Annotated in this window: 18 protein-coding genes and 7 tRNA genes; 22 read left to right on the plus strand and 3 right to left on the minus strand. The window is 62.9% G+C overall.

Annotated features, from left to right (window positions below; genetic code table 11):
- Nucleotides 1-189: 189 nt before the first annotated feature.
- The 22 genes from ECTPHS_RS10650 to ECTPHS_RS10755 all read left to right on the plus strand — a co-directional run bounded on the left by ECTPHS_RS10650 (nucleotide 190) and on the right by ECTPHS_RS10755 (nucleotide 21,063).
- Complete coding sequence (locus ECTPHS_RS10650) at nucleotides 190-1,905, plus strand: acetolactate synthase 3 large subunit (protein WP_008932759.1); 1,716 nt, start codon at nucleotides 190-192, stop codon at nucleotides 1,903-1,905.
- Between the two features lie 7 nt (nucleotides 1,906-1,912).
- Nucleotides 1,913-2,407: an acetolactate synthase small subunit gene (gene ilvN / locus ECTPHS_RS10655; protein WP_008932760.1), complete on the plus strand. Its 495-nt coding sequence runs from the start codon at nucleotides 1,913-1,915 to the stop codon at nucleotides 2,405-2,407.
- A 57-nt stretch (nucleotides 2,408-2,464) separates the two neighbouring features.
- On the plus strand, nucleotides 2,465-3,481 hold the full coding sequence (gene ilvC / locus ECTPHS_RS10660; RefSeq protein WP_008932761.1) for a ketol-acid reductoisomerase: 1,017 nt from the start codon (nucleotides 2,465-2,467) through the stop codon (nucleotides 3,479-3,481).
- 110 nt (nucleotides 3,482-3,591) lie between these two features.
- Nucleotides 3,592-4,227: a phosphatidylserine decarboxylase gene (locus ECTPHS_RS10665; protein WP_008932762.1), complete on the plus strand. Its 636-nt coding sequence runs from the start codon at nucleotides 3,592-3,594 to the stop codon at nucleotides 4,225-4,227.
- Nucleotides 4,227-4,991, plus strand: coding sequence for a CDP-diacylglycerol--serine O-phosphatidyltransferase (gene pssA / locus ECTPHS_RS10670; protein ID WP_008932763.1), 765 nt, complete (start codon nucleotides 4,227-4,229; stop codon nucleotides 4,989-4,991). Before ECTPHS_RS10665 ends, pssA begins: the two co-directional genes overlap by 1 nt.
- Nucleotides 4,992-5,090: 99 nt before the next feature.
- A tRNA-Pro gene (locus ECTPHS_RS10675) sits at nucleotides 5,091-5,167 on the plus strand.
- Between the two features lie 27 nt (nucleotides 5,168-5,194).
- Nucleotides 5,195-5,271, plus strand: a tRNA-Arg gene (locus ECTPHS_RS10680).
- A gap of 34 nt (nucleotides 5,272-5,305) precedes the next feature.
- Nucleotides 5,306-5,381, plus strand: a tRNA-His gene (locus ECTPHS_RS10685).
- A gap of 74 nt (nucleotides 5,382-5,455) precedes the next feature.
- Nucleotides 5,456-5,531, plus strand: a tRNA-Lys gene (locus ECTPHS_RS10690).
- Between the two features lie 121 nt (nucleotides 5,532-5,652).
- Nucleotides 5,653-5,737, plus strand: a tRNA-Leu gene (locus ECTPHS_RS10695).
- 163 nt (nucleotides 5,738-5,900) lie between these two features.
- Complete coding sequence (tig, locus tag ECTPHS_RS10700; RefSeq protein ID WP_040405807.1) at nucleotides 5,901-7,211, plus strand: trigger factor; 1,311 nt, start codon at nucleotides 5,901-5,903, stop codon at nucleotides 7,209-7,211.
- Nucleotides 7,212-7,862: an ATP-dependent Clp endopeptidase proteolytic subunit ClpP gene (clpP, locus tag ECTPHS_RS10705; protein ID WP_008932765.1), complete on the plus strand. Its 651-nt coding sequence runs from the start codon at nucleotides 7,212-7,214 to the stop codon at nucleotides 7,860-7,862.
- A 104-nt stretch (nucleotides 7,863-7,966) separates the two neighbouring features.
- Nucleotides 7,967-9,241: an ATP-dependent Clp protease ATP-binding subunit ClpX gene (gene clpX, locus ECTPHS_RS10710; RefSeq protein WP_008932766.1), complete on the plus strand. Its 1,275-nt coding sequence runs from the start codon at nucleotides 7,967-7,969 to the stop codon at nucleotides 9,239-9,241.
- 280 nt (nucleotides 9,242-9,521) lie between these two features.
- Nucleotides 9,522-11,963: an endopeptidase La gene (gene lon, locus ECTPHS_RS10715; RefSeq protein WP_008932767.1), complete on the plus strand. Its 2,442-nt coding sequence runs from the start codon at nucleotides 9,522-9,524 to the stop codon at nucleotides 11,961-11,963.
- Nucleotides 11,964-12,300: 337 nt separating this feature from the next.
- The gene (locus ECTPHS_RS10720) at nucleotides 12,301-12,573 is read left to right on the plus strand and encodes an HU family DNA-binding protein (protein WP_008932768.1); all 273 of its coding nucleotides are present in this window, start codon (nucleotides 12,301-12,303) and stop codon (nucleotides 12,571-12,573) included.
- 12 nt (nucleotides 12,574-12,585) lie between these two features.
- A tRNA-Val gene (locus tag ECTPHS_RS10725) sits at nucleotides 12,586-12,661 on the plus strand.
- A 21-nt stretch (nucleotides 12,662-12,682) separates the two neighbouring features.
- Nucleotides 12,683-12,759, plus strand: a tRNA-Asp gene (locus ECTPHS_RS10730).
- Nucleotides 12,760-12,875: 116 nt separating this feature from the next.
- Entirely contained in the window at nucleotides 12,876-14,762 is a 1,887-nt protein-coding gene (locus ECTPHS_RS10735) for a SurA N-terminal domain-containing protein (protein ID WP_008932769.1), read from the plus strand.
- Nucleotides 14,763-14,903: 141 nt separating this feature from the next.
- Nucleotides 14,904-16,775 carry a peptide-binding protein gene (locus tag ECTPHS_RS10740; RefSeq protein ID WP_008932770.1) on the plus strand — a complete coding sequence of 624 codons (1,872 nt, stop codon included), beginning with the start codon at nucleotides 14,904-14,906 and terminating at the stop codon, nucleotides 16,773-16,775.
- 40 nt (nucleotides 16,776-16,815) lie between these two features.
- Nucleotides 16,816-18,198: an ABC transporter permease gene (locus ECTPHS_RS10745; RefSeq protein ID WP_008932771.1), complete on the plus strand. Its 1,383-nt coding sequence runs from the start codon at nucleotides 16,816-16,818 to the stop codon at nucleotides 18,196-18,198.
- Nucleotides 18,191-19,390: an ABC transporter permease gene (locus tag ECTPHS_RS10750; protein WP_008932772.1), complete on the plus strand. Its 1,200-nt coding sequence runs from the start codon at nucleotides 18,191-18,193 to the stop codon at nucleotides 19,388-19,390. The genes ECTPHS_RS10745 and ECTPHS_RS10750 overlap by 8 nt, the downstream gene beginning before the upstream one ends.
- A 2-nt stretch (nucleotides 19,391-19,392) precedes the next feature.
- Nucleotides 19,393-21,063 carry an ABC transporter ATP-binding protein gene (locus ECTPHS_RS10755; RefSeq protein WP_008932773.1) on the plus strand — a complete coding sequence of 557 codons (1,671 nt, stop codon included), beginning with the start codon at nucleotides 19,393-19,395 and terminating at the stop codon, nucleotides 21,061-21,063.
- Between the two features lie 21 nt (nucleotides 21,064-21,084).
- Here the strand turns inward: ECTPHS_RS10755 and ECTPHS_RS10760 are convergent, their stop codons facing one another.
- From ECTPHS_RS10760 to ECTPHS_RS10770, 3 genes are all read right to left on the minus strand, one after another.
- Complete coding sequence (locus ECTPHS_RS10760) at nucleotides 21,085-21,282, minus strand: hypothetical protein (RefSeq protein WP_008932774.1); 198 nt, start codon at nucleotides 21,280-21,282, stop codon at nucleotides 21,085-21,087.
- A 12-nt stretch (nucleotides 21,283-21,294) separates the two neighbouring features.
- A complete protein-coding gene (locus ECTPHS_RS10765; protein WP_008932775.1) occupies nucleotides 21,295-21,849 on the minus strand; it encodes an FHA domain-containing protein in 555 nt (184 codons plus the stop codon).
- A 21-nt stretch (nucleotides 21,850-21,870) separates the two neighbouring features.
- On the minus strand, nucleotides 21,871-22,436 hold a 566-nt coding region (locus ECTPHS_RS10770; protein ID WP_008932776.1), incomplete at its 5' end, for an FHA domain-containing protein.

Here is a 22,436-nt window from a genome sequence, read left to right on the forward strand (position 1 = left end):
GGCATCGCCCCGCCCAGGCGGTTCCCGCACATCCCGCGGATGCTGCCCCCGCGGAGCGGGTAAAATTTTTAGAATGATGAAATTCATGCCCCGACATATTATGATCGAGCCTTTTCCCCTTCGTTCCGCGGCCAGACCCCACCTTGGGGGGTTCCGGGACGGAGTCAGCCCATAGCAGGCAAGCTTCTTATGCAGCAGGAGACCAAGACCGTGGAATTGACCGGTGCCGAAATTTTCGTCCGCTGTCTGCAGGAGGAAGGTGCTGATCTGATATTCGGGTACCCCGGCGGCTCCGTACTTCACATCTACGACGCCCTGTACCGGCAGGATAAGGTCAAGCACATCCTCGTGCGACATGAACAAGGGGCGGTGCATGCCGCCGAAGGTTTCGCCAAGTCCACCGGCAAGCCCGGCGTGGTTCTGGTGACTTCCGGTCCCGGCGCCACCAATGCCGTCACCGGCATTGCCGATGCCTACATGGATTCCGTGCCCATGGTGGTCTTCACCGGCCAGGTGCCCACCAGCCTGATCGGCAACGATGCCTTCCAGGAAGTGGATACCGTGGGTATCACCCGTCCCTGCGTGAAGCACAACTTCCTGGTCAAGGATGTCAAGGATCTGGCCACCACCATCAAGAAGGCCTTTTACGTGGCCACCACCGGTCGCCCGGGTCCCGTGGTGGTGGACATCCCCAAGGACATCACCGCCGCCCGTTGCGAGTTCAGCTATCCCAAGAGCATCAAGATGCGCTCCTACAACCCCACGGTGAAGGGGCACTCCGGGCAGATCCGCAAGGCGGTGGACCTGATCCTGTCCGCAAAGCAGCCCATGCTTTATACCGGCGGCGGCGTGATCCTGGGCAATGCGGCCAAGTCTCTGACCGAACTGACCCGTCTGCTGAACTACCCCATTACCAACACGCTCATGGGTCTGGGCGGCTATCCGGCCTCCGATCGCCAGTTCCTGGGCATGCTGGGCATGCACGGCACCTACGAGGCCAACATGGCCATGCATCATGCCGACGTGCTCATTGCCATCGGCGCCCGCTTCGATGACCGGGTGACCGGCAATATCGAGAAATTCTGCCCCCATGCCCGCATCGTCCATGTGGACGTGGACCCGGCCTCCATTTCCAAGAACGTGAAGGTGGACGTGCCCATCGTGGGACAGGTGGACCCGGTACTCAAGGCCATGATCAAGGAGATCAAGGCCGGCGAAGCCCGACCCGATCAGGAGGCCCTGGCCAAGTGGTGGAAGCAGATCGACGAATGGCGGGCCATGGACTGCCTCAAGTACGACAAGACCAGCAAGCTGATCAAGCCCCAGCACGTGCTGGAGACCCTCTGGCGCCTGACCAAGGGCGATGCCTTCGTCTGTTCCGACGTGGGTCAGCACCAGATGTGGACGGCCCAGTTCTACGGCTTTGACAAGCCCAATCGCTGGATCAACTCCGGCGGCCTTGGCACCATGGGCTTCGGTCTGCCGGCAGCCATCGGCACCCAGATCGCCCATCCGGACGAGACCGTGGTCTGCGTCACCGGCGAGGCCAGCATCCAGATGTGCATCCAGGAGCTGTCCACCGCCCTGCAGTACCATCTGCCCATCAAGGTGGTGGCCCTGAACAACCGCTACATGGGCATGGTGCGCCAGTGGCAGGAATTCTTCTATCAGGGGCGCTATGCCATGTCCTACATGGATGCGCTACCCGATTTCGTGCAGCTGGCGGAGGCCTACGGCCACGTGGGCATGTGCATCGAACAGCCGGGTGACGTGGAAGGCGCCATCCAGGAGGCCCTGAAGATGAAGGATCGCCTGGTGTTCATGGACTTCGTCACCGACCAGAGCGAGAACGTCTATCCCATGGTTCCGGCCGGTGCGGGCCAGAACGAAATGATCCTCCTGTGATGCGACCATGAGACACATAATCTCAATCCTGATGGAAAACGAGTCCGGCGCCCTCTCCCGGGTGGCCGGGCTGTTCTCGGCCCGTGGCTACAATATCGAGTCCCTCACCGTGGCCCCCACCGAGGACCCGACCCTGTCCCGTCTCACCCTGGTGACCCGGGGGTCCGACGAGGTGATCGAACAGATCACCAAGCAGCTCAACAAGCTGGTGGACGTGGTCAAGCTGCTGGACCTGACCGAGCACCGTCACATCGAACGCGAGATGATGATGGTGAAGCTCAAGGTCCAGGACGGTGAGCAGCGGGCCGAGGTCGTGCGCATGACCGAGATCTTTCGCGGCCACATCATCGATGTGAGCGCCACCACCTATGTGGTGGAGCTGACCGGCGACAGCCCCAAGCTGGATGCCTTCATCGACGCGGTACGCGGTTTCGAGGTGGTTGAAGTGGTACGCTCCGGCGTCATGGGCATTGCCCGCGGCGACGTGGCCCTCAGGCTTTGATCCCATTTTTCTTTATCTGAACCTTTACTCCTTATCCGTATTTCGGGGATACCTACCATGCAGGTCTATTACGACAAAGACGCCGATCTCTCCATCATCCAGGGGATGAAGGTGGCCATCATCGGCTACGGCTCCCAGGGCCACGCCCACGCCAACAACCTCAAGGATTCCGGCGTCGACGTGACCGTGGGCTTGCGCCCCGGCTCGGCCTCCGCCAAGAAGGCCGAAGATGCCGGTCTGAACGTCAAGAACATCGAAGTGGCGGTCAAGAACGCCGACCTGGTGATGATCCTGGCCCCCGACGAGCACCAGGCCGCCCTCTACCGGGATCTGGTGGAGCCCAACCTGAAGGAAGGCGGTGCCCTGGCCTTCGCCCATGGTTTCAACGTCCATTTCGAGCAGATCCAGCCCCGTGAGGATCTGGACGTGATCATGATCGCGCCCAAGGGTCCCGGCCATCTGGTGCGCTCCACCTACAAGCAGGGCGGCGGCGTGCCCAGCCTGATCGCCGTCTATCAGGACGCCAGTGGTCGTGCCCGTGATATCGCTCTGTCCTATGCCTCCGCCAATGGCGGTGGCCGCGCCGGCGTGATCGAGACCACCTTCAAGGACGAGACCGAAACCGACCTGTTCGGTGAGCAGGCCGTGCTCTGCGGTGGCGCCTCCGCCCTGGTTCAGGCCGGTTTCGAAACCCTGGTGGAAGCCGGCTATCCGCCGGAAATGGCCTACTTCGAGTGTCTGCATGAACTCAAGCTGATCGTCGATCTGATGTACGAGGGCGGCATCGCCGACATGCGCTACTCCATCTCCAATACGGCGGAGTACGGCGACATCACCCGCGGCCCCCGCGTGGTCAACGAACAGACCAAGGAAGAGATGCGCAAGATCCTGCGCGAGATCCAGACCGGTGACTTCGCCCGCGAATTCATCCTGGAAAGTGCTTCCGGCAATGCCAAGCTCAAGGCCAGCCGTCGCATCGCCCGCGAGCACCCCATCGAGGTGGTGGGCTCCCGTTTGCGTGACATGATGCCCTGGATCAAGGCCAACAAGATCGTGGACAAGTCCAAGAACTGATCTTTGCCGGTGTTGTGATGACGGGGGCTGCGCCTGGCGCAGCCCCCGTCGTGTGTGTCATCCGGCTCGAGGCGACCATGCCCTTCGAGCCTGTCGTACGGGATACATCCATGCTTCCCATCGCTCCGGAAGGACGTCCCTATCTGGCGCAGGTCGCCGTCCTGGTGGCTCTTGCACACTTTTTTCTCGGCGTCTGGGCCTTGCCGACCTGGTTGTTGCTGATCGCCGCCCTGGTGATGTTCCGCGACATGCCGCGCAAGACCCCACCCAATCCGTTGGCGGTGGTCAGTCCCGTGGATGCGGTGGTGACCGCGGTGCGGGAATGTCATGATCCGTTCCTGGATCGCCGAACCACCTGTGTTACCCTGCAGCAGCGCCGTTTCGGCGAGTTCAATGTCCACAGTCCGATAGAGGGCAAGTTCCAGCAGTACTGGGCGGGTGGCGAGGGTCAGGAAGTGGCGGAGGCCGAGGGTCGTTTTGCCATCTGGTTGCAGACTGACGAGAAGGAGGATGTGGTCATGGCCACGGACCGTCGGCGCTGGCCCCATCGCCTGAGTATTCTGGTGCATGCCGGCGAGCGGCTGGGGCAGGGCAGACGCTGCGGTTTTCTGGGTTTCTGGCGCCCGGTGGAACTCTATCTGCCCGATAATGCCAGAGTGGACGTGAAGCCCGGTCAGACGGTTCTGGCGGGGGTCAATGTCATTGCCACCTTGCTGCACAAGAAAGAGCCGACGGGAGGCTCATGATGATGGAGTCGCAGCCCGAACATCCCAAGGGGCGCAAGGGGATCTATCTCCTGCCCAACCTGTTCACCACGGCGGCGCTGTTTGCCGGATTTTTCGCCATCATGGCAGCCATCAACGGGGACTTCATCGCGGCGGCGGTGTCGGTCTTCATCGCCATGGTGCTCGATGGCGTGGATGGAAGGGTGGCCAGGTTGACCAACACCCAGAGCGCCTTTGGGGCCGAGTATGACTCCCTGGCGGACATGGTCTCCTTCGGGGTGGCGCCAGCAGTGGTCATGTATCTGTGGGTGTTGAACGGGCTTGGCCAGCTGGGGCTGGTGGCCGCTTTCTTCTATACCGCCGCCGCGGCCCTGCGCCTGGCGCGTTTCAATACCAAACTGGGAGTGGCGGACAAGCGGTTTTTCCAGGGCTTGCCCAGTCCCGCCTCCGCCGCCGTCATGATGGGGCTGGTCTGGGTCTGGAACGATCTGGAGTTTTCCGGCGCCGGGATCATGTTGCCCGCGCTGCTGGTCACCGTCCTGTGCGGGGCGGCCATGGTGAGCAATCTCACCTATTTCAGTTTCAAGGACATGGATTTTCGCCATCGGGTCCCCTTTTTCGTGGTCATCGCGGTGGTGCTGGCGGTGATGCTCACGGCCATCGATCCGCCGAAGGTGCTGTGGGTCGGGTTTGTGGTCTACGCGCTGTCGGGGCCCGCACTGATGCTGTTCCGCTGGCGGCGCAAGCGTCTGCAGCGGACCACTTCCGGTGAAGAGGAGGGTTGAGCAGGTTCAGGTGAAATATGGGATTGACGATGGTGTTGAATATGCGTAATATGTGCGCCTTCGGCATCGTCGTCGACTGCTCGCGATGCTCGGGAAATCCGGGGTATAGCGCAGTCTGGTAGCGCGCCTGCTTTGGGAGCAGGATGTCGGGGGTTCGAATCCCTCTACCCCGACCATTTGAACCGCCGGGCGGTACGATCCAGGCGCCTGTAGCTCAACCGGATAGAGCATCGGCCTTCTAAGCCGAGGGTTGCAGGTTCGAGTCCTGCCAGGCGCGCCAAGTTGGTTTGATGTGATAGTAGTGCTGTTTTATGGTGGCCGTAGCTCAGATGGTAGAGTCCCGGATTGTGATTCCGGTTGTCGCGGGTTCGAGCCCCGTCGGCCACCCCATTTGGCAGGGATGATCGTGCAGACATTCTCGGAATGTCTTGCCAGGGAAAATTAAGGCGAAAAGTCGTGTTCCCGGGCCGTTAGCTCAATTGGTAGAGCAGTGGACTCTTAATCCATTGGTTGTAGGTTCGATTCCTACACGGCCCACCAATTTGTCCGGATATGCAGGAGGCCCGACGATTGTCGGGCCTTTTTGCATTGTGGGGCAGGGTTATGGAGCGGCGGGCGTGCCTGTATAATGCCCTGCTACGTCTGGGAATGACGGTGTTTGGCGAAAGTGGCGGAATTGGTAGACGCGCTGGATTTAGGTTCCAGTGGGGTAACCCGTGAGAGTTCGAGTCTCTCCTTTCGCACCATGTTCAAGCCATCGGCAATGTGTGTCCGGCAGACGCACCCTCAGGGATTCGGCGATTGGCCGGGTGGCATGAAGGGCACACGCGCGGTGCCCTCGGGTCCCGGCTCTTGCCAAGTCCAAGAATTCTGAAATAGACGCGAACGACGCGAAGAGGTTTTCAGTCCATGCAAGTATCAGTGGAGTCCTTGAGCAGCCTGGAACGGCGTATGACGGTTCAGGTGCCTGCCGAGCGGATTCAGGAAGAAGTGGATCGTCGTCTCAAATCCCTGGTGAAGCGGGTGAAGATTGATGGCTTCCGCCCCGGCAAGGTGCCGCTCAAGGTGGTCCAGCAGCGCTATGGCGACGGGGTTTACCAGGAAGTTCTGGGTGAACTGATGCAGTCCTCCTACCAGGATGCATTGAACCAGGAAAGCCTGATTCCCGCTGGTCCGCCGGACATCGAACCCAAGTCCGTCGAAGCCGGTCAGGCGCTCGAATACGTGGCCGTGTTCGAGGTCTTCCCCGACGTGGTGCCCGCCGACATGAGCGGTGTGGAGATCAGCCGTCCCCAGGTGGACATCACCGATGCCGATGTGGACAAGGTGATCGAGTCCCTGCGCAAGCAGCGCCGCCAGTGGTCCGACGTGGCGCGTGAGTCGGCCAAGGGCGACCGCATCGTCGTCGACTTCATCGGCACCCTGGACGGCGAGGCCTTTGAGGGCGGTAGCGCCGAGGATGCCAATCTGGAGTTGGGCGAAGGCCGCATGATTCCCGGCTTCGAAGAACAGCTGGAAGGGCTCAAGGCCGGTGATCAGAAGACCATTTCCGTGACCTTCCCGGAAGATTACCCGGCCGAGCATCTGGCCGGTCGTCCGGCTGAGTTTGCCGTCACGGTCAAGGCCGTGCAGGAATCCGTGCTGCCCGAGGTCAATGACGAATTCGCCAAGGATTTCGGCGTCGAGGATGGCGGCGTGGAAAAGCTGCGTGAAGAAGTGCGCAAGAACATGGGCCGAGAGATGGAACAGGCGGTCAAGGCCAAGGTCAAAGACCAGGTGATGCAGGCACTGTTCGATCGCAATGCGGTGGATCTGCCCAAGGCGGTGGTGAAGGACGAGATCGACCGTCTGCGGGAGCAGGCCATTTCCCGCTTCGGTCGTAGCGCCCAGGGCGTGCCGGATCTGGCGGATGAACTGTTCGAGGAAGAGGCCCGTCGCCGGGTGGCCCTGGGGCTGGTGATTCGCGAGATCATCCGTCGCGATGAAATCCGCGTGGATCAGGCCCGTGTCACGGCAGAACTGGAAGCCATGTCCGCCGGTTATGAAGACCCGGAACAGGTGATGAAGTACTATCGTAACAACAAGCAGGCCATGAGCGGCCTGGAAGCCATGGTTCTTGAGCAGCAGGTGGTGGAGCGGGTGCTGGAACAGTGCCAGGTCAAGGATGAGTCCATCAGCTTCGACCGTCTCATGAACCCGTCGCAGGAGACCGAGGCCTAAATGAGCGATCGTGGGTTTGCAGCAGCGGGCGGTGCCCTGGATACCCGGGCACTGAATCTGGTCCCCATGGTGGTCGAACAGACCGCCCGGGGGGAGCGTGCATACGACATCTATTCCCGACTCCTCAAGGAGCGGGTGATCTTCGTCGTGGGTCCGGTGGAGGACTACATGGCGAATGTGATCGTGGCGCAGCTTCTGTTCCTGGAGTCTGAAAACCCCGACAAGGACATCAGCCTCTACATCAACTCCCCCGGCGGTGTGGTCACCGCCGGGCTGGCCATCTACGACACCATGCAGTTCATCAAGCCCGATGTCAGCACCCTGTGCATCGGCCAGGCGGCCAGCATGGGTGCCGTCCTGCTGGCCGGCGGGGCCGCGGGCAAGCGCTACTGCCTGCCCCATTCCCGGGTGATGATTCATCAGCCCCTGGGTGGTTTCCAGGGTCAGGCGACGGATATCGACATCCATGCCCGTGAGATCCTCAAGGTGCGCGACCAGCTCAACGGCATCCTCTCGAAGCACACCGGCCAGCCGGTGGAGCGTATCGAGCAGGATACCGAGCGCGACCGCTTCCTGAGCGCCACCGACGCCCAGGAATACGGCATCATCGACAAGGTTCTGGAGACCCGGAGTCTGCTTCAGGGTTCCTGATCCGGAAGGTTCCGGACGACAGGAAAACCGCGTCCGGTTGCGGCTTGCATCTTGTCCCGAAAAGGGGCAAGGTGTCACCGAATGGTACTACTTGAGGTCCGCTCATGAGCGACAAGAAAGGCAAGGATTCGGACAGCGGCAAACTGCTCTACTGTTCCTTTTGCGGCAAGAGCCAGCACGAAGTGCGCAAGCTGATCGCCGGTCCCTCGGTGTTCATCTGTGACGAGTGCGTGGAGCTGTGCAACGACATCATCCGCGAGGAGATGCAGGAGCAGGGCGCGGTGGCGGGCAGCAAGTTGCCTCGTCCTCATGAAATCAAGCAGATCCTGGATGAATACGTCATCGGTCAGGAGCGGGCCAAGAAGATCCTGTCCGTGGCGGTGTACAACCATTACAAGCGCCTGGAAGCTCGCGGGGGCAAGGACGAGGTGGAACTGGCCAAGAGCAATATTCTGCTCATCGGTCCCACCGGTTCCGGCAAGACCCTGCTGGCCGAGACCTTGGCGCGCTTGCTGAACGTGCCCTTCACCATCGCCGACGCCACCACCCTCACCGAGGCGGGTTACGTGGGCGAGGATGTGGAGAACATCATCCAGAAACTGCTGCAGAAGTGTGACTATGATGTGGAAAAGGCCCAGACCGGCATCGTCTACATCGACGAGATCGACAAGATCTCCCGCAAGTCCGATAACCCCTCCATCACCCGGGATGTCTCCGGTGAGGGTGTGCAGCAGGCCCTGCTCAAGCTGATCGAGGGCACGGTTGCCTCGGTCCCGCCCCAGGGTGGTCGCAAGCATCCCCAGCAGGAATTCCTGCAGGTGGATACCCGCAACATCCTCTTCATCGTGGGGGGGGCCTTTGCCGGCCTGGAGAAGGTCATCCGGGATCGTACCGAAAAGGGCGGCATTGGTTTCTCCGCCGAGGTCAAGAGCCGGGACAGTGGCCAGTCCTCCACTCAGCTGTTGTTCGGCGTGGAGCCGGAAGACCTGATCAAGTTTGGTCTGATCCCCGAATTCGTCGGTCGTCTGCCTCTGGTGGCCACCCTGGAGGAACTGGACGAAGCGGCACTGGTGCGTATTCTCACCGAGCCCAAGAACGCCCTGACCAAGCAGTATCGCAAGCTGTTCGACATGGAAGGGGTGGAGATCGAGTTCCGGGAAGACGCCCTGCGCGCCGTGGCACGCAAGGCCATGGAACGCAAGACCGGTGCCCGTGGTCTGCGGACCATCCTGGAGCAGGTATTGCTGGACACCATGTACGAGATTCCTTCGGTGGAGGGCGTTTCCAAGGTGGTGATCGACGACGCCGTGATCATGGGTGACACCAATCCTTACCTGATTTACGAAAACTCCGATTATCAGAAGGCCGCTTCGGACTGAATGCCGGCCACTTGCCGGGATGCGTCCCCACCACGGTGTCGCGGGGCGTGTACGGATCGTGACGCAGTGCCATGTTCATTAAGGACGTGGCACTGCGTGTTTGCTCACCTGTCCTGACTGTTTATCCCTCCTTTTATCCGATTTGCAGCCTTTTTGTCTCCCGGCGCCTTGATTTCCCCGGGAACATACCCATCAAATAGGTCATGGCGGATTGCCAATCCCGGGCCGGTCCCGGTCTTGGTGGAATCTATCACCAAATCCTTATTGAGAGACGAACACCATGGATAATGATCAAAAACCCCAGGCAGCCATGGATGACCCGATCCAGACCGTCCCGGTGCTGCCCCTGCGTGATGTGGTGGTGTATCCCCACATGGTCATCCCTCTGTTCGTCGGTCGGGAGAAATCCATCCGGGCGTTGGATACGGCCATGGCCAGCAACAAGCAGATCTTGTTGGTGGCCCAGAAGAGCGCCGAGGTGGACGAGCCTTCCGCGACGGAGATCCACCGCGTCGGCACCCTGTCTTCCATCCTGCAGTTGCTCAAGCTGCCCGACGGCACTATCAAGGTGCTGGTGGAGGGCTCGGAGCGTGCCCGTGTGATCGAACTGGTGGATGCCGAGGAACACTTCACCGCCCAGATCACCCGCGTGGCACAGTTGCCGGGCGGGGATGAGCGGGAGATGGAAGTGCTGACCCGTTCGGTCCTGAACCTGTTCGATCAGTACGTGAAGCTGAACAAGAAGATCCCGCCGGAGATCCTTACCTCCCTGGCCGGCATCGATGACGCGGCCCGGCTGGCGGATACCATCGCCGCCCACATGTCCCTGAAGATCGAGGAAAAGCAGAAGATCCTCGAGATCGATGACGTGCGTGCCCGTCTGGAGCATCTCATGTCCATGATCGAGGGTGAGATCGACATCCTGCAGATCGAGAAGCGCATCCGCGGCCGCGTGAAGCAGCAGATGGAGAAGAGCCAGCGGGAGTATTACCTCAATGAGCAGATGAAGGCGATCCAGAAGGAGCTGGGCGACATGGAGGACGCACCCAACGAGCTGGAGGAGCTGCAGCGGCGCATCGACGGCGCCGGCATGCCCAAGGAGGCCAAGCAGAAGGCCCAGAACGAGCTCAACAAACTCAAGATGATGTCCCCCATGTCCGCCGAGGCCACCGTGGTGCGAAACTACGTGGAATGGCTGGCCAACATGCCCTGGAAGAAGCGCAGCAAGGTGCGCAACGACCTGGCCGAGGCCCAGCGGGTGCTGGACGAGGACCACTATGGTCTGGAAAAGGTCAAGGAACGCATCCTGGAATACCTGGCCGTGCAGCAGCGGGTGCGCAAGCTCAAGGGACCGATCCTGTGCCTGGTGGGACCGCCGGGGGTGGGTAAGACCTCCCTGGGCCGCTCTATCGCCCGGGCCACCAATCGCAAGTTCACCCGCATGTCCCTGGGCGGGGTCCGTGACGAGGCCGAGATCCGGGGCCATCGTCGGACCTATATCGGGGCGCTTCCCGGCAAGATCGTGCAGAACCTGTCCAAGGTGGGGACGCGCAATCCCCTGTTCCTGCTGGACGAGATCGACAAGATGGCCATGGATTTCCGGGGCGATCCCGCCTCGGCCCTGCTGGAGGTGCTGGATCCGGAACAGAACAGTACCTTCGCCGATCATTACCTGGAGGTGGATTTTGACCTCTCGGATACCATGTTCGTGGCCACGGCCAACAGCCTGAACATCCCCGGACCCTTGCTGGACCGCATGGAGGTCATTCGACTGCCCGGTTATACCGAGGACGAAAAGACCAGCATCGCCCAGAGCTACCTGCTGCCCAAGCAGATGAAGAACAATGGTCTCAAGGAGGGCGAGCTGGTGGTCACCGAGGCCAGCATCCGCGACATCATCCGCTTCTACACCCGGGAGGCGGGGGTGCGTAATCTGGAACGGGAGATTTCCAAGATCTGCCGCAAGGTGGTCAAGGAGCACCTGCTCAAGGGCACCGAGCGCAAGACCCAGGTCACGCCGAAGAATCTGGACAAGTACCTGGGCGTGCGTCGTTTCCGCTATGGTCTGGCGGAGGAGCACGACCAGGTGGGGCAGGTGACCGGTCTGGCCTGGACCGAGGTGGGGGGCGAACTCCTGACCATCGAGGCGGCGGTGGTGCCCGGCAAGGGCAAGTGCCTGCATACCGGCAAGCTGGGTGACGTGATGCAGGAGTCGATTCAGGCGGCCATGACCGTGGTGCGTAGCCGTTGCCGCACCCTGGGTATTGCCGAGGATTTCTACGAGAAGAAGGATATCCACATCCACGTGCCGGAAGGGGCGACACCCAAGGATGGTCCCAGCGCCGGTATCGGCATGTGCACCGCCATTGTGTCGGCTCTCTCAAGCATCCCGGTGCGATCCGATGTGGCCATGACGGGGGAAATCACTCTGCGCGGTGAAGTCCTGCCCATCGGTGGTCTCAAGGAGAAGCTACTGGCGGCTCACCGGGGAGGGATCGAGACAGTGGTCATTCCCAAGGAAAACGAGAAGGATCTGGTGGATATTCCTAAAAACATCAAGAGTAAGCTGGATATCCGCGCCGTACGCTGGATCGATGAGGTTCTGGCCATTGCTCTCAAGGAGCGCCCGGCCGCCGCTAAGGAGGGCGACAAGCCGGAAAAGCCCGAGGTGGTCTCCAAGGGGGCGGAGGAGGTCACCCAGCGAGGAGTGCCCCATCACTGATGACGCCTTCCGGATGTTGAAGGGCAGGGTAAGCACACCATGAGATGCGGCGGCCGGAAGGCGTGTTCTTCCGGCCGTCGGTTCGTGCCCGGCCTTGCCGCCAGTGCCGTCCGTCGGCGGTTTCAGCCTCCCATGAAGGCTTGTTGACAGGCCCGAAATCCACTTGGTATAAAGTCCGCGTTCTTGTCGCAGCACTCATAACTATACCTAGAACCTTTCATTGCCCGAGTCATGGCGCCGACCACGAGAGTCAGGCGTATCCGTATGTGTTTTTCTCTGGACTCGCGCGACGCTCACACCACTTCTCCACCCTCTGCCCAAGCGAAGGTAAAATTGAATGAATAAATCCGAGTTGATTGAGGCCGTAGCCAGCTCCGCCGATCTTCCCAAGGCAGCGGCTGCGCGCGCGGTGGATTCCATGATCGACGTGATTTCTGCCACCCTGCGCCAGGGTGACCAGGTGACGATCGTCGGATTCGGAACCTTCCTGGTACGCAAGCGTGAAGCCCGTAGCGGCCGCAACCCCCGCACCGGCGAGACCATCGAGATCGCTGCCTCCAATGTTCCCAGTTTCAAGGCTGGTAAAGCGCTGAAGGATGCTGTAAACTAGCGTGCTTTAGACGGGTGCTTAGCTCAGCTGGTAGAGCGTCGCCCTTACAAGGCGAATGTCGGGGGTTCGATCCCCTCAGCACCCACCAAGGTTCTTTGCAGCAATATCTGGAGCGGTAGTTCAGTTGGTTAGAATACCGGCCTGTCACGCCGGGGGTCGCGGGTTCGAGTCCCGTCCGCTCCGCCAACTATCGAAAGGGCACCTCAGGGTGCCCTTTTTTGTGTCCTGTCTTTGCCTGTCCGCCCCGCTTATCCGGTATCATGACGGTCATTTTCCCAATGGCAGATGGATAGCTTGTTCCCATGCTCCTGAAAATTCGCGATAAAGCCAGTGGCTGGCTGGCCTATGCGATCATCATCATGATCGCCATTCCCTTTGCCCTTTGGGGTGTGCATGAATACTTCGGCGGCGGCGCCCGCCTGGTGGCCGTGGAGGTGAACGGGGTGGAGATCACTACCCGGGCCTTCCAGCGGGAAGTGCAACAGCAAAGACAGCAGGTGGCCCAGTTTTTCGGCGGACGCCTGCCACCGGAACTGGTGGATGACGAGCGTCTGCGGGAAAATGCCCTGCAGACCCTGATTCGCCGCGAACTGATGCAGCAGGCGGTGGATGCCCAGGGCTTTAGGGTCAGCCAGCAGGCGGTGGCCCGTGAACTGGCCGGTTTCGAGGCATTCCAGCGGGACGGGGTTTTCGATCCGGTCCGATATACCCAACTGCTGGAAGCCCAGCGCATCAGCCGGGCTGCCTTCGAGCAGGATGTGGCCTTGGGGCTGTTGATGGAGCAATTCGAGGGCGGGGTCAGGATTTCCGCTTTCGTGACCGATGCCGAGGTGCGCGAATACCTGCGTCTGCGGGATCAGGAACGGGAACTGAGCTACTTCGTCATCCCGGCGGCGGAATATGCTGCCGGCGTGGAGATCGGCGACACGGACATTCAGGCCTACTACGCCGCCCATGGGGACCGCTTCCGGACGCCGGAACGGGTGCGACTGGAGTATCTGGTGCTGGACCTGGAACAGCTGGAGTCCCGCATCACCCCCTCTGAGTCCGAGCTGCGTCGCCATTATCAGCAGCAGATTGACCGTTTCACGACCCCCGAGGAGCGCCGTGCCGCCCATATCCTGGTCCGGGTCGGCGCCGATGCCGATGCCGATGCGGTGGCCGATGCCCGGGCCCGTGCCCAGGCCCTGCGCGCCCGGGTGACCGGTGGCGAGGACTTTGCCCAGGTGGCGGCGGAGGCCTCCGAGGACCGCATGACCGCGGAGCGGGGCGGGGATCTGGGTTATGTCCAGCGAGGTGATTTGGGGCCGGCTCTGGATGGGGTGCTGTTCACCCAGTCCGTCGGTGACCTGAGTCAGCCGGTGCGAACCAGCGAGGGCTTCCATCTGATTCTGCTGGCCGATATCAAGCGGGCCTATGCGGAACCGTTCGAGGATGTGCGTGAGCAGGTGGCGGAGGAGCTGCGCGCCCGTCAGGTGGAATCCCGTCAGATCGAGTTGATGGAACGCCTGCTCACCGAAAGCTATGAGCACCCCCGCAGCCTGGATGCCGCGGCCGATGCCACGGGCCTTGAAATCCGGCGCTCCGACTGGATCACCCGTGATCAGGGGCCGGGGCTGGGTAGCTTCCCCATGGTGCGTCGGGCCGCCTTCAGCCAGGAGGTGTTGCAGGAGGGGCGCAATAGTGACGTGATCGATCTTCCCGATGGCCGCTCCGCCGTGGTACGGGTCCTGGAGCATGAGCCGGCGGCCCCGCGCGCCCTGGCCGAGGTCGCGGATGACATCCGCGCGCTGATCCGGCGAGAGCAGTCCGGCCGTCTGGCCCGGGAGGCCGGCGAGGCGGTGCTGGAGGCCCTGCGCGGCGGCGAGGCATTGGCCGCGGCGGTGGCAGGGTTGCCGGGCACTCTGGAGCAGCAGCGGACCATTACCCGGGACAGCACCGAGGTGCCGGGCGGGGTCATCACGGCAGCCTTTGGCCTGTCGGCCTCGGGCTCGGCGGGTGTGGCGCTGGACAGTGGGGATTATGCCCTGGTGCAGCTGCACGGGGTGAGGGACGTGGAGCCGAGCCGTGTTGAGCTGGCCCGTGCCCGGAGTCATCTGGAAGGGCTCTACGGAGCGCTGGATTTCGAGGCCGTGCTCAACGCCATGGAGGCTGCGGCCAAGATCAAGATTTATCGCGACAACCTGTAATGTCTCAGTGCCGAGGTCCCTATGGAGGGGGCCTCGCGGGAGCGGACCTGCCCGCGTCGGTTCTGCTCGGGAAACTTGTGGGCCCCGGTGCAATCTCTATACTCTGGACCCGTCACGCACCCCGAGAAGAATCCGCGATCCATGGAAAAGCGCTTCACGTCCAAAGATGCCGTCCTGATGGTCTTCCTGCTGGGGATCGCCCTGCTGGTGGTACTGCTCATGTACCAGGTGGACCGGCAGTGGAACCGGCTGTCCGAGATGCAGCGGTCCATGCAGGAGCAGGCCGACGACATGCGGCGCATGCGGGCGGTGATGCAGTCCCTGGATGCACGGCTCAGGGCCGGAGCCATTGCCGCCCAGGACGGCGGTCCGGATGCCCACGTGGAAGTGCCGCCCGCCTTCGCGCGGGCCTGGGCCGCCACCCGGCAGCCGGACTATGCCCAGGGAGACTGGTTGGTCAGGGCCTTCGGTACCGGCCTGGCGACGCTGACACCGCTGGTGTCTTCCGACGCCTATTCCTCGGAGGTGCAGAGCTATGTGCTGGAGTCCCTGCTGATCCGTGACCCGGACACCCTGGAGTGGCAGGGTCTGCTGGCCCGGGACTGGTCCTTCAGCGAGGACGGCCTGACCATTACCTTCCAGCTCCGGGAAGGGATCGAGTTCTCCGATGGTGAGCCGCTGACCGCCGCGGACGTGGTGTTCACCTACGACTTCATCATGACCGACGCCATCGCCGCCCCCCGGGCGCGGGCCTTCCTGGAGAAACTGGAGAAGGTGGAAGCCCTGGGGACTCACGAGGTGGCCTTCACCTTTTCCGAGCCCTACTTCAACAGCCTCTCCCTGGCGGGCGGCATGCAGATCATGCCCCGCCATTTCTACGCGCCCTTCCTGGATAATCCCCAGCAGTTCAACCAGTCCCGTGGCCTGTTGATGGGGTCCGGTCCCTATCGCCTGGCGGACCCCAGGGGCTGGACCCCGGACCAGGGTCTGGTGGAACTGGAGCGCAATCCCCGTTACTGGGGGCCGGTGGATCCCCCCTTCAACCGCCTGCTGTGGCGGGTGATCGAGAACGACAGCGCCCGCCTGACCACCTTCCGCAACCAGGAACTGGACGTCTATGGCGCCCGGCCGCGGGAATACGGGCAGCTCCTTGATGATGCCCGCCTGCGCCAGCGTACCCATCACTTCGAGTACATGAGCCCGACCGCCGGTTATTCCTATATCGGCTGGAACCAGGAACGGGACGGCCGGCCCACCCGGTTCGCTGATCGCAGGGTGCGCCAGGCCATGAGTCATCTGACGGACATCCAGCGGGTCATCGACGAGATCATGCTGGGTTATGCCGAGCCGGCGGTGAGCCCCTTCAATCCCCGCAGTCCCCAGCATGACAGTGCGCTTGAACCCTACGCCTTCAACCTGGAACGGGCCCGCGCCCTGCTGCGGGAGGCGGGCTTCGAGGACCGCAACGGCGACGGCATCCTCCAGGATCCGGAGGGGCGCGCCTTCGAGTTCGACCTGGTGTTCTTCCAGGACAACGAGGACACCCGCCGCATGGTGCTGTTCCTGCGGGATCTCTATGCCCGTGCCGGCATCCTGATGCGGCCCCGGCCCACTGAATGGTCGGTGATGCTGGACCTGCTCAACCGCAAGGACTTCGATGCCATCACCCTGGGTTGGACCAGCGGGGTGGAAACGGACATCTATCAGATGTTCCATTCCAGCCAGACCGTGTCCGGGGGCGACAACTTCATCAACTACCGCAATCCGGAACTGGATGCGGTGATCGAGCGGGCCAGGGGTACGGTGGACGACGATGAGCGGATGGCCATCTGGCACGAGGCGGAGCGTATCCTGCACGAGGATCAGCCCTATACCTTCCTCATGCGGCGCATGACCCTGGCCTTCATCGACGAGCGCATCACCAACCTGCAGGAGACCCGGCTGGGTCTGAATCTGACCAGCATCCCGGTGGAGATCTACGTGCCGGCGATCCAGCAGAAATACGCACGCTGACCATGCCCGGCGGCATCCACGCAGACCCCGGGACCCGGCCATGCTGACCTATATCGTCCGTCGCCTGCTGCTCATGTTCCCCACCCTGATCGGGATCACCGTGGTGGTGTTCGTGGTCATGGCCGCCGCCCCCGGCGGCATCAGTGCCCAGTCCCTGGTGGACGGCATGAACCTGGAGCCCCAGGCCAAGAAGGCGCTGGAGGACTATTACAACCGCATGTATGGCCTGGATCAGCCGGCCCCGGTGCAGTATCTGCGCTGGCTCAACAATGTCTCCCCGGCGGGTTTCACCTTCGACCAGGACGGGGCGATCAGCGGCTTTTCCCTGTTCAAGGGCTCCGAACTGGGCACCAGTTTCCGCTACGGCCGGCCGGTGGGGGATCTGATCGCCGAGCGCCTGCCCATCACCCTGCTGCTCAACATCCTGTCCATTCCCATTATTTACGTCATCGCCATCGCGGTGGGGGTGCAGGCGGCTACCCGGCGCGGCAGCCGCTTCGATACCGGCTCGGGGATGGTCCTGCTGGGGTTGTGGTCCGTGCCCACCATGCTGGCCGGCGTGCTGATGATCGGATTCTTTGCCTCGGAGCAGTTCTGGCGCTGGTTCCCCACCGGCGGCATCAACCGGCGCGAGGCCCTGGACATGCCGTTCCTGCCCCACTGGACCGTGGCCACCGACCTGCTTTTGCTGTTCCTGCTGGCGGGGCTGTGTGCCGCGCTGATGATCTGGGCCGCCCTGAAACTGGCCCGTCACTGGCGCATCCTGCTCGGGGCGGTCCTCGGTGGCGGGCTAGGGGTGCTGATGGCCAACGGGGTGTCGGTGGTCTCCTTCGGTCCGCTGCATGGGGTCCTGATGCTGCTGGTGGCCGGGGTGGTGGGTCTGGTGGCGGCCTCCACGTTCACCGGCCTGCGGGTCGGCATCCTCGGGCTGCTGGGCATGGGGGTGGGCATCGCCCTGGCGGCGGGGCTGGCCCAGGGTGAATTCATTCGGGGGTTTGTGCTGGACCGGGCCTGGCACCTGATTCTGCCGGTGTTGTGTCTGTCCTACGGCGGGTTTGCCTTCCTGGCCAAGCTGACCCGTTCGGCGGTGCTGGAAAATCTGCTCTCCGACTACGCCCGCACCGCGAGGGCCAAGGGGGTAGGGGAAGGCGACGTGCTCTGGCGACACGTGTTTCGCAACTCCCTGCTGCCCCTGATCACCGTGTCCGCCACCCTGCTGCCCAGCCTGCTGGCGGGTTCGGTGATCGTCGAGACCATCTTTTCCATCGATGGCATGGGCAAGCTGGCGGTGGAGGCGGTGCAGACCCGTGACCGGGAGCTGGTGCTGTCGGTCACCCTGATCAGTGGTGTGCTGACGCTGGTGGGCTACCTGCTGGCGGACCTGTGCTATGCGATTGCGGACCCGCGGGTGAGTTATGACTGACACGGTACAGGCGCCGACACTGACCCCACCCACCCGGCGCTCCCGCGGCTATGCGGCCCAGGTTGCCCGGGAGGTACTGCTGCGCTGGGGCGCGCGGGTGGGGTTGGCCTGGATCGGCATTCTGGCGGCGGTGGCCGTGTTTGCCCCCTTCCTGGCCAGCAGCCATCCGTGGCTGATCCTGGAGGGGGGCAACTGGTCCAGTCCGGTGCTGCGTCACCTGACGCCCACCGATGTGACCCTGATGGCGGGTTTTTGTACCGGTCTGGTGTTGTTGTTCCTGCGCCTCTCCCTGCCCAGGAAACTGCTGATCCTGCTGGGGGTGCTGGTGGTGGCCGGCGGGATCAGTGCTGTCACCGTCTCTCCCCCCAAGCTGGTGATTCATGAACAGTATCGGGAGGCGGAAGCGGCCGGCCAGTACGACTGGGTGCTGCGTGCCCCGATCCCGTATTCCCCCAAGGATTACCTGCGGGACTTCGGCGACACGGGCATGGAGCCGCCCCTGGCCGATGACCTGCGCCGGCACTGGCTGGGCACGGAGGAAAACGGCGCCGACGTGTTGTCGCGGATGGTCCATGCCTCCCGCATCGCCCTGGCCATCGGCTTCATCGCCACCGGCATCGCCCTGGTGATCGGGGTCATCGTTGGCGGGCTGATGGGGTATTTCTCGGGCATCGTGGACATGATCGGCATGCGCATCGTGGAGATCTTCGAGGCCATTCCCACCCTGTTCCTGCTGCTCACCTTTGTCGCCTTCTTCGGCCGCAGTCTCTACATGATGATGATCATCATCGGCATCACCTCCTGGTCCGGTTATGCCCGCTACGTGCGCGCCGAGTTCCTCAAGCTGCGGGAGCAGGACTATGTGCAGGCGGCGGTGGCCTGCGGCTTGCCGTTGCGTTCCGTGCTGTTCCGCCACATGTTGCCCAACGGCGTGGCGCCGATCCTGGTGGCGGCCAGCTTCGGCGTGGCCTCGGCGATCCTGGCGGAGGCCACCCTGAGCTTCCTCGGACTGGGGCTGGTGGATGATCCCTCCTGGGGGCAGATGCTCAATCAGGCGGTACAGTCTTCCTCCTTCAACTGGTGGATGGCCGCCTTCCCCGGTGGCGCCATTTTCCTCACCGTGTTTGCCTACAACCTGGTGGGGGAATCCCTGCGGGATGCCCTTGACCCTTATCTGAAAAAGAAGGCCTGAACATGCTGCTGGAGGTCAGAAACCTGCAGACCCATCTCCAGGCCGGCGGCGCCACCGTGAAGGCCGTGGATGATGTCAGTTTCGGTATCGAGCGGGGGGAAACCTTCTGTCTGGTTGGGGAGTCGGGCAGCGGCAAGTCGGTCACGGCCCTGTCGGTGATCCAGTTGCTGCCCCGGGGCATCAGTGATCATCCCGGGGGACAGATCCTGTTCCAGGAACGCCTCGCCGACGGCAGTCACCGGACCGTGGACATGCTGGCTCTGCCGGAGGCGGAGCGCCGCCGCATCCGCGGCGCCCGCATGAGCATGATCTTCCAGGAACCCATGACCTCCCTCAATCCGGTGTTCACGGTGGGGGAGCAGATCGGGGAAGTGCTCAGGCTCCATCGTCCGGAATTGTCGGAGGCGGAGATCCGGGAGCGGACCATCGAGGCTCTGGCCCAGGTACAGATTCCCCATCCTGCCGAACGGGCGGATGAATTTCCCCACCGTCTCTCCGGCGGGCAACGCCAGCGGGTGATGATCGCCATGGCCATGGCCTGCGAACCGGACCTGCTGATCGCCGACGAGCCCACCACGGCCCTGGACGTGACGGTACAGGCGGAGATCCTGCGTCTGATGCGGGAACTGCAGGACCGTAACGGTATGGCCATCCTCTTCATCACCCACGATTTCGGCGTGGTGGCCCGGATGGGGCACCGCCTGGGGGTGATGCGTCTGGGGAAACTGGTGGAGGAGGGGACCGTGCGGCAGGTACTGCGGCGTCCGGAGCATCCCTATACCCGGCAGCTCATTGATGCCCTGCCGGAGAATCTCGGTCGTCGCCGGGAGGCCGCCCGGGGGGCGGACGGGGCTGCCGGACAACAGGCTCCGGAGGCGGTGCCTCTGGTCCGTCTGCGGGACCTGCAGATCCATTTTCCGGTGCGCAAGGGAGTCATGCGCCGGGTGGTGGACCATGTGCGGGCGGTGGATGGGGTGAGCCTGGATATCCCCAAGGGGCAGGTCATGGCCTTGGTGGGGGAGTCCGGTTGCGGCAAGACTACCCTGGGCCGGGCCATCATCCGGTTGCTGGAGCCCACCGGCGGACGCATCCTGTTTGCCGGTGAGGACATCACCCGCCTGCCGGCCAAGGGCATGAAGCCCTACCGTCGGCGCATGCAGATCATTTTCCAGGACCCCATGTCATCCCTGAACCCCCGCCTGACCGTGGCGGCCACCCTGACCGAGCCCATGGCCGTGCACGGGATCGGCAAGGATCGGGATGAGCGGCTGGCCCTGGCGGCCCGGGTGCTGGAGCAGGTGCAATTGCCGGCGGAAAGCCTGTGGCGTTATCCCCATGAGTTCTCCGGGGGGCAGCGCCAGCGTATCGGCATTGCCCGGGCGCTGGTGCTGGACCCGGCCTTCATCGTCTGTGACGAGGTAACCAGCGCCCTGGACGTCTCGGTGCAGGCGGAGGTGCTGCAGATCCTGAGCGCTCTGACCCGGGAGCGGGGGCTGACCCTGTTGTTCATCACCCATAACATCGGGGTGGTGGAATATCTGGCCGACACCATGGCGGTGATGTATCAGGGGCGGGTGGTTGAACAGGGGGAGGCACGCCGGATCTGTCGGGCGCCCGAGCATGAATACACCCGAAAACTGCTGTCGGCAGTGCCGCGGGTGGTGCTGGACTGACGGGTTCCGGGGCGCCCGTTCTCAGGGGGCGGGCGCTTCCCGGGTGGGTGCGTCGATGGTGACCACCATCTGTACGCCGGCCACCTCCAGCAGGTCGTCCTGTTGCAGTGGATGCCGGTCGTGGTCCTTGATCGGCCGGTGGTTGATCAGGGGTGGGCCCAGTTCGGACTGCAGGGGCTGAAGGAACAACTTGTCTTCATCCCGGATCAGGGCTACCACCTGCCGTCCCGGCTACCCCAGGGCGTTCACCGCGGACAGCAGGTCCAGGTGCCTGCCCTGGTTGCGCCCGCTGAGGATGCGCAGCGAGACGCGGTTCGCCGCCCCGATCCCATGATCGATGTCGTGTTTCCGAGCGACCTCCGCTGAGGTCCGGGTATCTCGAATCCGGCGAGTGAGCTCCGGGTTGGCCCGTATGGGGGGCATCCCGGGAGTGGCCAGGCGCAGGATGTAAGTGCCTGCATCCGGCGCTTCCGGTTCGGGATCCGGCGCTGAAACCGGTTGATCGAGCCAGAAACGGAGGCGGAATTTCCCAAGCGTGATGAAGTCTCCGTCATGGAGTGTGGCTTCCTGGACCCTTTCGCCGTTGATGAAGGTTCCGTTGGTGCTGTCGAGGTCGTGCAGGGTGGCGGTGCCCCGGTAAAAGCGCAGGCGGGCGTGGTGTCCGCTGACCGAGCGGTCGTCCAGACGGATCAGGTTGCCCTGTCGGCGGCCGAGGGTCGTGGTGCCTTCCTGCAGCAGGTATTCACCAGCGGGCTGGCGGTTGAGGTAGGCCTGTAGGTATGCCATGGAACGCTCCTCGCATATCCCCTAATGCAACATGAATTCCATGCGCACTCCCACGACATCAATGATGTCGTGGTTTCTGAGCGGACGGGCCTGGGTAGTGAGTTCTTCGCCGTTGAGTCGTGGCGGGCTGGTCCTGGAGCCGCCCTCCACATGGGTAATGTAGTAGTCCGGGCCGCGCCGCAGGATCGCTGCCACCTGCACCCCCGGATGTCCGAGTGTGGTCACGGCCTTGGTGATGGGCAGTTCACGGCCCGCGTTGGCGCCGCTGAGTATCTGCACCCTGGCCTTGCCAAGGCCGGTGGATGACCGTGATCCCGTCATCGAGTCTTCAGGCAGGGCTGCGCCCGAGGGGGGCGGGACGGGAGGGACGCCCGAGGGAAGGATTAGCGTCTCGTCCACACTCTGCCGGACTTCCTCCCCGGCGCTGGCCAGTTCGGTGAAGCGGATCTGATAGTTGCCGATGACGATGACGTCTCCCTCCCGCAGCACCCGCTTGCGAATCCGGGCACCGTTGATCACGGTGCCGTTGGTGCTGCCCAGATCCTCCACCAGAGCGGCGTTCAGCAGGCTGATCACCTGGGCATGGT

Origin of the sequence: Ectothiorhodospira sp. PHS-1 (assembly GCF_000225005.1) — a bacterium.
Lineage (GTDB): Bacteria > Pseudomonadota > Gammaproteobacteria > Ectothiorhodospirales > Ectothiorhodospiraceae > Ectothiorhodospira.

Coding starts and splice junctions, on each gene's coding strand:
- tig (WP_040405807.1), top strand. CDS start 5,901: ATGCAAGTATCAGTGGAGTCCTTGAGCAGCCTGGAACGGCGTATGACG.
- lon (WP_008932767.1), top strand. CDS start 9,522: ATGGATAATGATCAAAAACCCCAGGCAGCCATGGATGACCCGATCCAG.
- ECTPHS_RS10665 (WP_008932762.1), top strand. CDS start 3,592: ATGCTTCCCATCGCTCCGGAAGGACGTCCCTATCTGGCGCAGGTCGCC.
- ECTPHS_RS10755 (WP_008932773.1), top strand. CDS start 19,393: ATGCTGCTGGAGGTCAGAAACCTGCAGACCCATCTCCAGGCCGGCGGC.
- ilvC (WP_008932761.1), top strand. CDS start 2,465: ATGCAGGTCTATTACGACAAAGACGCCGATCTCTCCATCATCCAGGGG.
- ECTPHS_RS10720 (WP_008932768.1), top strand. CDS start 12,301: ATGAATAAATCCGAGTTGATTGAGGCCGTAGCCAGCTCCGCCGATCTT.
- pssA (WP_008932763.1), top strand. CDS start 4,227: ATGATGGAGTCGCAGCCCGAACATCCCAAGGGGCGCAAGGGGATCTAT.
- ECTPHS_RS10750 (WP_008932772.1), top strand. CDS start 18,191: ATGACTGACACGGTACAGGCGCCGACACTGACCCCACCCACCCGGCGC.
- ECTPHS_RS10765 (WP_008932775.1), bottom strand. CDS start 21,849: ATGGCATACCTACAGGCCTACCTCAACCGCCAGCCCGCTGGTGAATAC.
- ECTPHS_RS10745 (WP_008932771.1), top strand. CDS start 16,816: ATGCTGACCTATATCGTCCGTCGCCTGCTGCTCATGTTCCCCACCCTG.
- ECTPHS_RS10735 (WP_008932769.1), top strand. CDS start 12,876: ATGCTCCTGAAAATTCGCGATAAAGCCAGTGGCTGGCTGGCCTATGCG.
- clpP (WP_008932765.1), top strand. CDS start 7,212: ATGAGCGATCGTGGGTTTGCAGCAGCGGGCGGTGCCCTGGATACCCGG.
- clpX (WP_008932766.1), top strand. CDS start 7,967: ATGAGCGACAAGAAAGGCAAGGATTCGGACAGCGGCAAACTGCTCTAC.
- ilvN (WP_008932760.1), top strand. CDS start 1,913: ATGAGACACATAATCTCAATCCTGATGGAAAACGAGTCCGGCGCCCTC.
- ECTPHS_RS10740 (WP_008932770.1), top strand. CDS start 14,904: ATGGAAAAGCGCTTCACGTCCAAAGATGCCGTCCTGATGGTCTTCCTG.
- ECTPHS_RS10650 (WP_008932759.1), top strand. CDS start 190: ATGCAGCAGGAGACCAAGACCGTGGAATTGACCGGTGCCGAAATTTTC.